Here is a 13,269-nt window from a genome sequence, read left to right as displayed (position 1 = left end):
CCCGTTTGCTAAGAAGGATAATGATAATGACCGAAGCCATGAAGATTACGCTTTCCACTCAGCCAGCCGATGCGCGCTGGGGAGAGAAGGCGTCTTACAGCATTAATAATGATGGCATTGCCCTGCATCTCAACGGTAAAGACGACCTGGGCTTGATTCAGCGCGCGGCGCGTAAAATTGACGGCATGGGCATCAAGCATGTCGCGTTAAGCGGCGAAGGCTGGAACACCGACCGCGCGTGGGCGTTCTGGGCGGGCTATAAAGGCCCGAAAGGCACCCGAAAAGTTGAATGGCCGACCCTGGACGATGTGCAGAAAAGCGAGCTGGATAACCGTCTGACCATTATTGACTGGGTGCGCGACACCATCAATGCGCCGGCGGAAGAGCTGGGCCCGGAACAGCTGGCGCAGCGCGCCGTCGACCTGCTGTGCAGCGTGGCGGGCGAAAAGATGAGCTATCGCATCACCAAAGGCGAAGATCTGCGTGAGCAGGGCTATCTCGGCCTGCACACCGTCGGCCGCGGCTCCGAGCGTCCGCCGGTTCTGCTGGCGCTGGACTATAACCCGACCGGCGATAAAGAAGCCCCGGTATACGCCTGTCTGGTAGGTAAAGGCATCACCTTTGATTCCGGCGGCTACAGCATCAAACAGAGCGCCTTTATGGATTCAATGAAGTCTGATATGGGCGGCGCGGCGACTGTCACCGGCGCTCTGGCTTTCGCCATTACCCGCGGGCTGAATAAGCGCGTGAAGCTCTATCTGTGCTGCGCCGACAACCTGATCAGCGGCAACGCTTTCAAACTGGGCGATATTATTCATTATCGCAACGGCAAAACCGTCGAAGTGATGAACACCGACGCCGAAGGTCGTCTGGTGCTGGCGGATGGCCTGATTGACGCTTCGGCGCAGAAGCCTGAGCTGATCGTCGATGCCGCCACCCTGACCGGCGCGGCGAAAACCGCCCTCGGCAACGACTACCACGCGCTGTTCAGCTTTGACGATGCGCTGGCGAATCGCCTGCTGGCGAGCGCCCAGGCGGAAAATGAAGCGTTCTGGCGTCTGCCGCTGGCCGAATTCCACCGTAATCAGCTGCCGTCTAACTTCGCGGAACTGAACAATACCGGCAGCGCCGCCTATCCGGCCGGCGCCAGCACCGCGGCGGGCTTCCTGTCCCACTTCGTGGAAAACTACCACCAGGGCTGGCTGCATATCGACTGTTCGGCAACCTACCGCAAATCGGCCGTTGAGCAGTGGTCGGCGGGCGCGACGGGGCTTGGCGTACGTACTATCGCCAATCTGCTGACGGCTGAGTAATGGCCTTGCCGGGTAGCGCTACGCTTACCCGGCCTGGAAAATCCGCAGGCCCGTGCGGACGTCGCGCCGCCGGGCGATTTTTGAAGTAGCCAAACTATGTCCGAAACCAAAAACGAATTAGAAACCCTGCTGGAAAAAGCGGCTACCGAGCCCGCTCATCGTCCGGCATTTTTCAGCGCGCTGCTTGAGGCCACCGTCTGGGTACCGGGCAGCGCAGCCGATGGCGAGCAGATTGTCGAAGATAGCGCGCTGGATCTGCAGCACTGGGAAAAAGATGACGGCACGTCGGTCATTCCGTTCTTCACTTCGCTGGAGGCCCTGCAGCAGGCGGTGGAAGACGAACAGGCTTTCGTGATGATGCCGGCCCGCACGCTGATGGCGATGACTCTCGGCGAATCGCTGTTCCTCAACCCGAAGCTGCCGAGCGGTAAAGAATTCACCCCGCGGGAAATCAGCCATCTGCTCGGGGAAGAGGGCAGCCCGCTCAGCACCCAGACGGTGCTGGAGGGGGGCGAAGCGCTGCTGCTGTCTGAAGTCGCCGAGCCGCCGGCGCAGATGGTGGATTCGCTGACCACGCTGTTCAAAACGCTGAAAACCGTCAAGCGGGCGTTCCTGTGCTCGATCAAAGAGCACGCCGACGCGCCTGCTAATCTGCTTATCGGCATTGAAGCGGAAGGGGATATCGAGTCCATTATTCAGACCACCGGCAGCGTGGCCACCGATACCCTGCCCGGCGATGAGCCGATCGATATTTGCCAGGTGGTAGACGGCGAGAAGGGCATCAGCCACTTTATGATTGCCCATATCACGCCGTTCTATGAAAAGCGCTGGGGCAGCTTCCTGCGCGATTTCAAACAAAACCGCATTATCTGACAGCGGGGGCGGCAGCCCCCGGTTTCGCTATACTTTCAGCTCGATGCCAAAGCGGGTTGGTAAAGATTAATGCAGGGCGGCAACGATTCGCGGATAGGCTGACACCATGTGATAGAGCAGAAATCCCGCCACGCACAGCGTGACGATGCCGTTGAAGAGCGCCATATCCCCGCGCCAGGCCCGGCACCTTTCCTCTCCCAGCAGATAGCGTAGCGCTGCTACCAGCCCGGCGACCAGCATAAACGCCAGTAACACTCCCACCATCTGCGCGCTGACAATATACCAGCCCAGCGGCGTATTCACGCTCCGGGCGCTCATCAGCGCGATCTGCGCCGGCAAAATCGTCTGGAATCCGAGGGTGAGGAGCATCAGAAGGCGCAGATCCGCCAGCTGAGCATCGAATGTGCGGGCCAGACGTCGGGCGTCACGCAGCAGCAGCCCTCCTGACGTCACCGCCGCGGCAACGCTGATGTGCTGGAGAATAAAAATATATAACGCCAGGGTCCCGGATCCGACCCGGGACAAAAAGAACAGATTGCAAAAGACCATGACCAGCAGGCCAAATTTCGTCACCCAGGCACGGAGTACCTCGCCGGGCCAGCGGCGGCTTGACGCCGGGTTGTGCATCATCCATGCGGCAAGCGTCGATTTACCATAACCGGGCGCGAGCAGCACCATCAGAAAACCCAGCAGCGCCTGATGACCATAGGTGATCAGCGGGACGTCTGCCAAAGTGACGCCGAGAAAGCGGGTATAGACGGAAACGGGCGCAGGAACCAGGCTTAACCATGTTCGGTTCCATTGCGGCCAAAAATAGAGGATCGCGCCGCCGACCAGCAGGCCAGCGATGCCTCCCAGCCAGGGAAGGCGCGGGGAATAAGCAGAATGTGGGTTGGAGACTAATGCCATTTTCACTCCTTGTGGTGACATCAGGTTAGGGATTAAGCGCTCCCTCCTGGAGCTGGCCCCGACGGCGCCCGTTAAGCGCGCTTTCGGCGGGAGATGGTGAATTAGTCAGGGCAACCTTCGAGCCTGGCGTAAAGATCCTCATGAAGATATTCCAGCTCCAGCAAGGCGCCATCGCGTGTTTGGTTGAGGGCTTGCTGATGCTGCCATTCGTCGTGGCTCTCCTCTCCACCGGCAAAAATCTCCTGCAGATATTCAATCAGTGACGATTCTGCCAGCCAAAGGTCATTCTCTTTACCCTCGAAGCGGACGACAGGATATTCACCCTGTTCATCACGCTCGGTGACATAGATAAATACCTGCTGATCTCCGGGATGGCAGAGGCGAATCAGGGCAGGAAGACGCGGATCGTCGTTCCAGACGGGCATCAGCTCTTCAATATCCAGCCCGATCATATCAAGGCCATTCATATAATAAGCATCTTCATCCAGCGAGTCGGAAAGCAGGACGCCATGTTCATCAATGGCGTCCAGAACCGATTCCAGCACCCGTTGACCGTGGGGGCTTGTCAGCTGGCAATCGTAAGCCAGCAGCGCTTTCAAACTTTCCGGAAGTGCCACGGTTTCGCTATTTTGCGGATCGCGGTATTTCCGTACTCGCAGGCGATCCACTTCCTCTACGGGCATCGGTTTTGGGGTGGGATTGCGGTTGTGCTTGTGTACGACATCCATGAGATCCGCTAATGAAAAAGCCATCATTCAATTTCCTTATATAGTGGGTGGCAGTAAAGCGAACACGGCAGGCGCAAGCCCTGCGGCAGCACAGAGTAACCGGTTTAGCGGCTGGCAGGAGAAAGAGGCGGGGAAAATCAGAAATTATTTAGTGGCCGCGGAACGGGGCGCCCGCGGCCATACGGCGTTTACTGAGCGGCAGGAGCCGGTTCAATCGGCAGATCGCTGCGCGCCCCCCATTCGCTCCATGAGCCGTCATACAGGCAGACGCCGTTCACGCCAAGCGTGGTGAGCGCCAGCACCACCACCGCCGCCGTCACGCCGGAGCCGCAGCTGGCGATAATGGGCCGGTCAAAATCGACGCCCTGACGCAAAAAGATGTCGTTCAGCTCGTCGACGGTCTTCAGCTCGCCGTTAATCACCAGATCCGTCCACGGCACGTTAAGCGCGCCGGGAATATGCCCGCGCCGCAGGCCCGGGCGCGGTTCGTCAGCCTGGCCGTTAAACCGGGCCGCCGGACGCGCATCGACAATCTGCGCCGACCCTTCATGGCTGACCAGCAGCACGTCGGTCAGGCGCTTAATTTGCTGAGGATCGAAGCGCACGTCGAATTCCCCTTCGGCCACCTCCGGCACCCCTTGTTCCAGCGGCAGTTCGTCGCGGCGCCAGCCCTCCAGTCCACCGGCCAGAATCGACACCTTCTCCACGCCAAAGGCGCGCAGCATCCACCAGGCGCGAGGCGCGGAAAACAGATTGCCTTCGTCATAAACCACGAGGTGCTTATCGCTGCAGACGCCCAGTTCGCGCATGGCGACGGCAAACGCCTCGGCGCGCGGCATCATATGCGGCAGCGGGCTGGTGTGATCGGACAGCGCCTCGATATCGAAAAACAGCGCGTTCGGCACATGGCCGGCGCGGTACTCCGCGGCCATATCGCGCAGGGCCTCCTGTCCGGCGGGCGCCATGCGGGCGTCGATAATCTGGATCTCCGGGTCATCAATATGTTCCGCCAGCCAGTCGGCGGCGACAAAAAACGAGGTGGACATAGGTGCCTCCGTTTTACTATTCATGACTGAATTGTCGGCGTTTTATCGGGTGCTGACAAGTTAAGGACGCCAGAGTGGGGACGACGTCACGGCACTTTTCTGATTAATCGGCAGAAACCCGCGTCATCACTGTTGAGAAGCGCCGCCTTAACGCATAATAAAAAGTGATAATTTGCATCAGGCCCACCGGCCGAGGGGTTAGAAGGATGAAACCATTTCGTTTAGCGGCGCTGTCACTGGCGCTCCTTACCGCATTTTCATTAACCGGGTGTGATGACAGCGGTGCACCGCAGGCTACGGCCCCGACGCCGGCCGCCGATAGCGGCCCTGGAGCGGCGGCAAAACCGGACAGCGCCCAGCTGGCGGCGCTGGCGGAAAAAAGTCAGGGCAAAGCGCTGACGCTGCTCGACGCCTCGGAGGTGCAGCTGGATGGCGCCGCGACCCTGGTGCTGACCTTTTCCGTGCCGCTGCAGCCGGACCAGGATTTCTCCCGCAGCGTACACCTGGTGGATAAGAAGAGCGGTAAGGTAGATGGCGCCTGGGAGCTGGCGCCGAACCTCAAAGAGCTGCGTCTGCGTCACCTGGAGCCAAAGCGCGAGCTGATTGTCTCGGTCGACCCGACGCTGGTCGCCCTGAACAAGGCGACGCTCGATAAACCATTCGAGAAGACTCTGACCACCCGTGATATCGCGCCAAGCGTTGGGTTTGCCAGCCGCGGCTCGCTGCTGCCGGGCAACGTGATCGCCGGGCTGCCGGTGATGGCGCTGAACGTCGATAACGTCGACGTGAACTTCTTCCGCATTAAGCCGGAATCGCTCTCGGCCTTCGTCAGTCAGTGGGAATACCGCAATTCATTAAGCAACTGGGAATCCGACGAGCTGCTGAAGATGGCCGATCTGGTATACAGCGGCCGCTTTGACCTCAATCCGGCGCGCAATACCCGCGAAAAGCTGCTGCTGCCGCTGAGCGACATCAAGCCGCTCCAGCAGCCTGGCGTCTACGTGGCGGTCATGAACCCGGCGGGTCATTATAGCTACAGCAACGCGGCGACGCTGTTTACCCTTAGCGATATCGGCGTGTCGGCGCATCGTTACCACAACCGGCTGGACGTCTTTACCCAGAGCCTGGAAAACGGCGCCGCCCAGTCTGGTATCGACGTCCAGCTGCTCAACGCCAAAGGGCAGACCCTGGCGCAGGCGAAAAGCGATAGCCAGGGTCACGTCACCCTGCAAACCGATAAAGAAGCCGCGCTGCTGCTGGTGCGCAAAGAGGGGCAGACCACGCTCCTTGACCTCAAACTGCCGGCGTTGGATCTGGCGGAGTTCTCCATTGCCGGCGCGCCTGGCTTCAGTAAACAGTTCTTTATGTTTGGCCCACGGGATCTCTATCGTCCGGGCGAAACGGTGATCCTCAATGCGCTGTTGCGCGATAGCGACGGCAAGCCGCTGGCGGAACAGCCGGTGAAGCTGGAGGTGGTCCAGCCGGATGGCCAGGTGATCCGCTCGGTGATGAGCAAGCCGGTTAACGGCCTGTACCAGTTTACTTATCCGCTCGACAGCGGCGCGGCCACCGGCATGTGGCACATTCGCGCCAGCACCGGCGACAATCAGCCCCGCGAATGGGATTTCCACGTCGAAGACTTCATGCCGGAACGCATGGCGCTGAAGCTGACGCCGCAGGCGGCGCCTGTCGCGCCGAATGCCGATGTCGCCTTTGGCGTCAGCGGCGCTTATCTCTACGGCGCGCCGGCCAGCGGCAACCAGCTGCAGGGCAAACTGTTCCTGCGCCCGCTGCGCGACGCCGTCGCCGCTCTGCCGGGCTTCCAGTTCGGCGATATCGCGGAAGAAAATCTCTCCCGCAGCCTTGATGAAGTCCAGCTGACGCTGGATGAAAACGGCCATGGTGAAGTGACGACCTCAAGCCAGTGGCAGGATAGCCATTCGCCGCTGCAGGTGGTGTTGCAGGCGAGCCTGCTGGAGTCCGGCGGGCGTCCGGTCACCCGTACGGTTATGCAGCCGATCTGGCCTGCCGAGGCGCTGCCGGGGATCCGCCCGCAATTTACCCTGAAGGACGTTTACGACTACCGCACTGACACTACGGTGAAGCAGCCGGTGGTGGATGAAAACAGCAACGCCGCGTTTGATATCGTCTATGCCGACGCCAAAGGCGAGAAAAAAGCCGTTTCCGGCCTGCAGGTACGGCTGATCCGCGAGCGCCGCGATTATTACTGGAACTGGTCCGACAGCGAAGGCTGGCAGTCGCAGTTCGATCAAAAAGATCTGCAGGAGGGCGAGGAGTCGCTGGATTTGCAGGCCGGCCAGATCGGTAAAGTGAGCTTTCCGGTAGAGTGGGGCTCCTATCGCCTGGAGGTGAAAGGACCGGACGATGTCGTCAGCAGCGTGCGCTTCTGGGCGGGCTACAGCTGGCAGGATAACAGCGAAGGCACCGGCGCAGCGCGCCCGGACCGGGTCACCATGAAGCTGGATAAACCGAGCTATAAGCCGGGTGACACCATCAGGCTGCACATTGCTGCCCCGGCAGCGGGTAAAGGCTACGCGATGGTGGAATCCAGCGAAGGGCCGCTGTGGTGGCAGGAGATTGACGTACCTGCCGAGGGAATGGACCTGTCGATCCCGGTGGATAAAGCCTGGAATCGCCACGACCTCTACCTCAGCACGCTGGTGGTTCGTCCTGGCGATAAATCCCGCTCGGCGACGCCGAAACGCGCGGTGGGCCTGCTGCATCTGCCGCTGGGCGATGAAAAACGTCGCCTGACGCTGGCGCTGGAGGCCCCGGATAAAATGCGCCCCAACCAGCCGCTGACGGTGAAAGTGAAAGCCAGCGTCAAAGAGGGCGAGGCGCCGAAACAGGTGAACGTTCTGCTCTCGGCGGTCGATAGCGGGGTGCTGAATATTACCGATTACGCCACCCCGGATCCGTGGAACGCCTTCTTTGGCCAGAAACGTTATGGGGCGGATATCTATGATATTTACGGCCAGGTCATTGAAGGACAGGGACGTGTGGCCAGCCTGCGCTTCGGCGGCGATGGCGACGAGTTAAAACGTGGCGGTAAACCGCCGGTTAATCATGTGACCATCATCGCCCAACAAGCGCAGCCGGTGGTGATGAACGATCAGGGCGAAGGGACGGTGACGCTGCCGATCGGTGATTTTAACGGCGAACTGCGGGTGATGGCTCAGGCCTGGACGGCGAATGACTTTGGCAGCAGCGAAGATAAAGTAGTGGTGGCCGCCCCGGTCATCGCCGAGCTGAACACTCCGCGCTTCCTCGCCAGCGGCGACACTACGCGTCTGGCGCTGGATCTCAGCAACCTGACCGATAAACCGCAAACCCTGCAGGTGCATCTTGCCGCCAGCGGGCTGGTGTCCTTGACCGAGGGTCAACTGCCGCCGGTGCAGCTGGCGCCGGGGGCACGCAGCACGCTGTTTGTGCCGGTGAGCGCGCTGGCGGGCTTCGGCGATGGCCAGGTGAACGCCACGATCAGCGGCCTGAGCCTGCCGGGGGAAACCTTCGCCCCGCTGCAGAAACAGTGGAAAATCGGCGTTCGTCCGGCGTTCCCGGCGCAGACCGTCAACAGCGGCGCCGTGCTGCAGCCCGGCGAAAGCTGGCAGGCGCCAGCGGCACAATCGGCAGGTTTCGCCCCGCAGACGCTGCAGGGCCAGCTGCTGCTCAGCGGCAAGCCGCCGCTGAATCTCGCGCGTTATATCCGCGATCTGAAAGCCTATCCTTACGGCTGCCTTGAGCAGACCGCCAGCGGTCTGTTCCCGTCCCTGTATACCAGCGCGGCGCAGCTAAAGGCGCTGGGCATCAGCGGCGATAGCGACGAAAAACGCCGCGCGGCAATCGATGTCGGCATCTCGCGCCTGCTGCAGATGCAGCTGGAAAACGGCGGCTTTGCGCTATGGGATAAAGAGGGGCCGGAAGAGTACTGGCTGACCGCTTACGCCATGGATTTCCTCGTTCGCGCCGGCGAGCAGGGTTACAGCGTGCCGATCAACGCTATCAATAAAGGCAATGAACGTCTGCTGCGCTACCTGCAGGAGCCGGGGCTGATGACCGTACGCTACAGCGACGACGCCCAGGCCAGCCGCTTTGCCGCTCAGGCCTATGCCGCGCTGGTGCTGGCGCGTCAGCAAAAAGCCCCCCTCGGCGCCTTACGTGAAATCTGGAGCCGTCACGACCAGGCGCGATCCGGCTTGCCGCTGTTGCAGCTCGGCATCGCGCTGAAAACCATGGGCGATGCGCCGCGCGGCGACGCCGCGCTGAAGCTGGCGGTTGCCACCCCGCGTCAGGATGAGAAACGCTGGCTGGGCGATTACGGTAGCCCGCTTCGCGATGACGCCCTGAAGCTGGCGCTGCTGGAAGAGAATAAGCTGCTGCCGGAGGTGCAAAATCAGCTTTTGAGCACGCTGTCGGAAGAGGCCTATGGCCAGCGCTGGCTGTCGACCCAGGAAACCAACGCCCTGTTCCTTGCCGGACGGACGCTGGCCGACCTGCCGGGCAGCTGGCAGGCGCAAACCTCGCTGCAGGCGGAGCCGCTGACCGGCGACAAAGCGCAAACCCGCAACCTCGACGGCGATCGGCTGGCGGCACTGCAGGTGAGCAACACCGGCAGCCAGCCGCTGTGGCTGCGCCTTGACAGCAGCGGCTATCCGCAAAGCGCGCCGCAGCCGGGCGGCAACGTCCTGGGGATTGAACGAACTATTTTCGATACCCAGGGGCAGCAGAAATCGCTGTCATCACTGCGCAGCGGCGAACTGGTACTCGTCAAGCTGGAGGTGACCGCCAAACGCAACGTGCCTGACGCGCTGGTGGTTGATCTGTTGCCAGCAGGTCTGGAGCTGGAAAACCAGAATTTGGCCAACAGCAGCGCCAGCCTGCAGGAGAATGGCGAAGCGGTGCAAAACCTGCTTAACCAGATGCAGCAGGCGGATATTCAGCATATCGAGTTTCGCGATGACCGCTTCGTCGCCGCAGTCGCGGTCAATGAAGGTCAGCCGGTGACGCTGGTCTATCTGGCGCGAGCGGTGACGCCGGGCACTTATCAGGTCCCGCAGCCGCAGGTGGAATCGATGTATGTGCCGCAGTGGCGGGCGACCGGAACGGCCAGCGGCCCGCTCACCGTGACGCCGTAAATGCGCGTATTGCCTCGGGTAAAACGCTGCTGGCGCGGGCTGGCGGCGTTTATCTTTCTGCTGTGGCTGGCGGTGCTGGCGGCCGATCGCCTGTGGCCGCTGCCGCTGCGGGACGTTACGCCCGCCCGCGTGGTGGTGGCGGAGGACGGGACCCCCCTGTGGCGGTTTGCCGACGCGCAGGGCGTCTGGCGATATCCGGTCACTCTCGCCGACGTGTCGCCGCGTTATCTTCAGGCGCTCATCCAGTACGAAGACCGCTGGTTCTGGCGCCATCCGGGGGTCAATCCCTTCGCTGTAGTGCGCGCCGCCTGGCAGGATCTCACCTCCGGGCGGGTCATTTCCGGCGGCAGCACGCTTACCATGCAGGTGGCGCGTCTGCTCGATCCTCACCCCCGCACTTTCGGCGGCAAGCTGCGCCAGCTGTGGCGTGCGCTGCAGCTGGAGTGGCATCTGTCAAAAAGCGACATTCTGACCCTCTATTTGAACCGCGCGCCGTTTGGCGGCACCCTGCAGGGTATCGGCGCGGCCAGCTGGGCCTATCTCGGGAAGCCGCCTGCCAGGCTTAGCTACGGCGAGGCGGCGCTGCTGGCGGTGCTGCCCCAGGCGCCCAGCCGTTTACGTCCGGACCGCTGGCCGCAGCGGGCCCAGGCGGCGCGCGATAAAGTGCTTGCGCGTATGGTCAGTCAGGGCGTCTGGCCGGAGCAGGCGGTAAAGGAGGCGATGGAGGAGCCGGTGTGGCTGTTTCCGCGCCAGATGCCGCAGCTGGCGCCGCTCTTCGCTCGTCGGGCGCTGGCGAGCAGTGGCGATGAAAAGGTGGTGACGACCCTCGATGCCGGACTCCAGCGGCAGCTTGAGGATCTGGCGCTGAACTGGAAATCGCGCCTGCCGCCGCGCAGTTCGCTGGCGATGGTCGTGGTCGATCACACGGATATGAAAGTCCGCGGCTGGGTGGGTTCGGCGGATATTACGGACGACAGCCGCTTTGGCCACATTGATATGGCGTCGGCGGTCCGTTCGCCGGGGTCGGTGTTGAAACCCTTCATTTATGCGCTGGCGATGGATGAGGGGCTGATTCATCCGTCGTCGTTATTGCAGGATGTGCCGCGGCGCTTTAGCGATTATCGCCCCGGTAACTTTGACAGCGGCTTTCACGGCCCGGTGAGCGCCAGCGAGGCGCTGGTGCGCTCCCTGAATCTGCCGGCGGTCCAGGTACTTGAAGCCTACGGGCCCAAACGTTTCGCGGCGAATTTGCGCAATGCCGGGTTGCCCCTGATGCTGCCCGCCGGCGCCGAGCCAAATCTGTCGTTGATCCTTGGCGGCGCCGGGGCGAGGCTGGAAGATATCGTCGCGGCATACAGCGCCTTTGCCCGCCACGGGAAGGCGGCGCGGCTGCGCATGAAGCCCGGAGACCCGCTGGTGGAAAAGGCGCTGCTATCCCCGGGGGCGGCGTGGATCGTCCGGCGCATCCTGGCCGGCGAAGCGCAACCGGTTCCCGATGCCTCACTCCCGCAAGTGGCGCCGCTGGCCTGGAAGACCGGCACCAGCTACGGGTATCGCGATGCATGGGCGGTGGGTCTCAATGCGCGTTATCTGATAGGCATCTGGACCGGGCGTCCGGACGGTACGCCGGTGGTGGGGCAGTTTGGTTTCGCCAGCGCGGTGCCGTTGCTCAATCAGGTCAATAATCTGCTGCTCGCCCGCCCGGCGATGAGCCGCGGCGGCCTGCCGGTCGATCCGCGCCCGGCAACGGTCAGCCGCGGGACGCTATGCTGGCCCGGCGGCCAGGCGCTGCCGGCGGGCGACAGCAACTGCCGTCGTCGCCTGGCCAGCTGGCTGCTGGAAGACAGCCAGCCGCCGACGCTGCTGCTGCCGGGTCAGGAGGGCGTGCGCGGTATCCGCTTCCCGGTGTGGCGTAACGCAGCAGGAGAAAGGGTCGCCGCGGATTGTCCGGGCGCGACAGAAACTTCTGTTGATGTCTGGCCGCTACCGTTAGAACCCTGGCTGCCGGTTAGCGAGCGCCGCCGGGCGCGGCTGGGCACGGCATCGAAGGCGTGTCCGCCGCTGCAGACTCAGGATGCCGCGCCGCTGGTGCTTTCCGGCATTCGCGAAGGGGCGGTAATAAAACGGCTCCCGGGCGAGGCGCGGGTGATGTTACCCGTGCAAACGAGCGGTGGAGAAGGGCGGCGCTGGTGGTTTATTAACGGTGAACCGTTAGAGGCAGCGGGCGCAAGAACGATAATTACGCTCGATAAGCCCGGCGAGTGGCAACTGGTGGTAATGGATGAGGCGGGGCAAACGGCGGCCGCCAATTTCACCCTACAATAAACAGGGTAAATCTGTTGTTGGCGGTTTGTGTTGCTAATACTCATCTTATTTTAACAAAATGTTACCTTCGTCCGTAGGCATCGCCGACGTTGCTCATTATAATGCGCGCCAGGCCATACGATCGTATGTGCAACAACAGAACATTTAATTAGAGGTAATCATGGCTATTGAACGTACTTTTTCCATCATCAAACCAAACGCGGTGGCAAAAAACGTTATTGGCAGCATCTTTTCTCGCTTTGAAGCTGCAGGGTTCAAAATCGTCGGCACCAAAATGCTGCATCTGACCGTTGAGCAGGCTCGCGGCTTCTATGCTGAGCACGAAGGCCGTCCGTTCTTCGACGGTCTGGTTGAGTTCATGACCTCCGGCCCGATCGTGGTTTCCGTACTGGAAGGCGAAAACGCGGTTCAGCGTCACCGTGACCTGCTGGGCGCGACCAACCCGGACAACGCCCTGGCCGGTACCCTGCGCGCTGACTACGCTGACAGCTTCACCGAGAACGGCACCCACGGTTCCGACTCTGTAGAATCCGCTGCTCGCGAAATCGCGTTCTTCTTTGCTGAAGGCGAGGTTTGCCCGCGTACTCGCTAATCCTCGTCGTCTTTTCGACCGTCGCGGCGTTGGCTGCGCGCGTTCACCCCGGTCACATAGTTATCTATGCTCCCGGGGATTAATGAGAGGCTCCTGCCTCTCACCGGAGGCCAGCCTACGGCTGGTCAAATTCGTTCCCGACGAATTTGTCACTTGCTTGCCGCCTTGCGACAATCGAAAAGCCTTAGAGGATTGAGCAGTCAGTTACAGATTTTTTATCATTGCTTTGTGCAAACGTGGCAATGATGCGCCAGAATTTGTAGAATATAGCGCCCCTGGACGAGCTGTCGCTCTCCGGGGCGTTTCTTTTTCAACCCACCTGGGGCC

The 13,269-nt window shown here is 61.5% G+C and carries 8 protein-coding genes; 5 read left to right on the top strand and 3 right to left on the bottom strand.

Annotated elements, in window-relative coordinates:
* Window positions 1-26 precede the first annotated feature (26 nt).
* Together pepB and sseB are read left to right on the top strand one after the other, a co-directional pair.
* On the top strand, window positions 27-1,313 hold the full coding sequence (gene pepB, locus GQR96_RS18210) for an aminopeptidase PepB (RefSeq protein ID WP_004201874.1): 1,287 nt from the start codon (window positions 27-29) through the stop codon (window positions 1,311-1,313).
* A gap of 96 nt (window positions 1,314-1,409) precedes the next feature.
* Window positions 1,410-2,186, top strand: a complete 777-nt coding sequence (sseB, locus tag GQR96_RS18205) for an enhanced serine sensitivity protein SseB (protein ID WP_004201877.1) — start codon at window positions 1,410-1,412, stop codon at window positions 2,184-2,186.
* 66 nt (window positions 2,187-2,252) lie between these two features.
* Here the strand turns inward: sseB and GQR96_RS18200 are convergent, their stop codons facing one another.
* The 3 genes from GQR96_RS18200 to sseA form a co-directional block, all read right to left on the bottom strand.
* A complete protein-coding gene (locus GQR96_RS18200) occupies window positions 2,253-3,095 on the bottom strand; it encodes a hypothetical protein (RefSeq protein ID WP_069734068.1) in 843 nt (280 codons plus the stop codon).
* Window positions 3,096-3,196: 101 nt separating this feature from the next.
* Window positions 3,197-3,847, bottom strand: coding sequence for a DUF5066 family protein (locus GQR96_RS18195; RefSeq protein ID WP_069734232.1), 651 nt, complete (start codon window positions 3,845-3,847; stop codon window positions 3,197-3,199).
* Between the two features lie 164 nt (window positions 3,848-4,011).
* A complete protein-coding gene (gene sseA / locus GQR96_RS18190; protein ID WP_004201882.1) occupies window positions 4,012-4,869 on the bottom strand; it encodes a 3-mercaptopyruvate sulfurtransferase in 858 nt (285 codons plus the stop codon).
* A 206-nt stretch (window positions 4,870-5,075) separates the two neighbouring features.
* Between sseA and GQR96_RS18185 the strand changes: the two genes are divergently transcribed.
* From GQR96_RS18185 to ndk, 3 genes are all read left to right on the top strand, one after another.
* Window positions 5,076-10,025: an alpha-2-macroglobulin family protein gene (locus GQR96_RS18185; protein ID WP_069734069.1), complete on the top strand. Its 4,950-nt coding sequence runs from the start codon at window positions 5,076-5,078 to the stop codon at window positions 10,023-10,025.
* Window positions 10,026-12,350 (top strand): peptidoglycan glycosyltransferase PbpC, encoded by a 2,325-nt coding sequence (gene pbpC / locus GQR96_RS18180; RefSeq protein ID WP_069734070.1) that lies wholly within the window; start codon window positions 10,026-10,028, stop codon window positions 12,348-12,350.
* A gap of 160 nt (window positions 12,351-12,510) precedes the next feature.
* Window positions 12,511-12,942, top strand: a complete 432-nt coding sequence (gene ndk / locus GQR96_RS18175) for a nucleoside-diphosphate kinase (protein ID WP_004866348.1) — start codon at window positions 12,511-12,513, stop codon at window positions 12,940-12,942.
* The last annotated feature ends 327 nt before the right edge of the window (window positions 12,943-13,269 follow it).

Origin of the sequence: Klebsiella sp. PCX, from assembly GCF_021869705.1 — a bacterium.
Taxonomy (GTDB): domain Bacteria; phylum Pseudomonadota; class Gammaproteobacteria; order Enterobacterales; family Enterobacteriaceae; genus Klebsiella; species Klebsiella quasipneumoniae.
The sequence above is the reverse complement of the archived record's forward strand: the minus strand, read 5'-3'. Positions and strand labels throughout refer to the sequence as shown.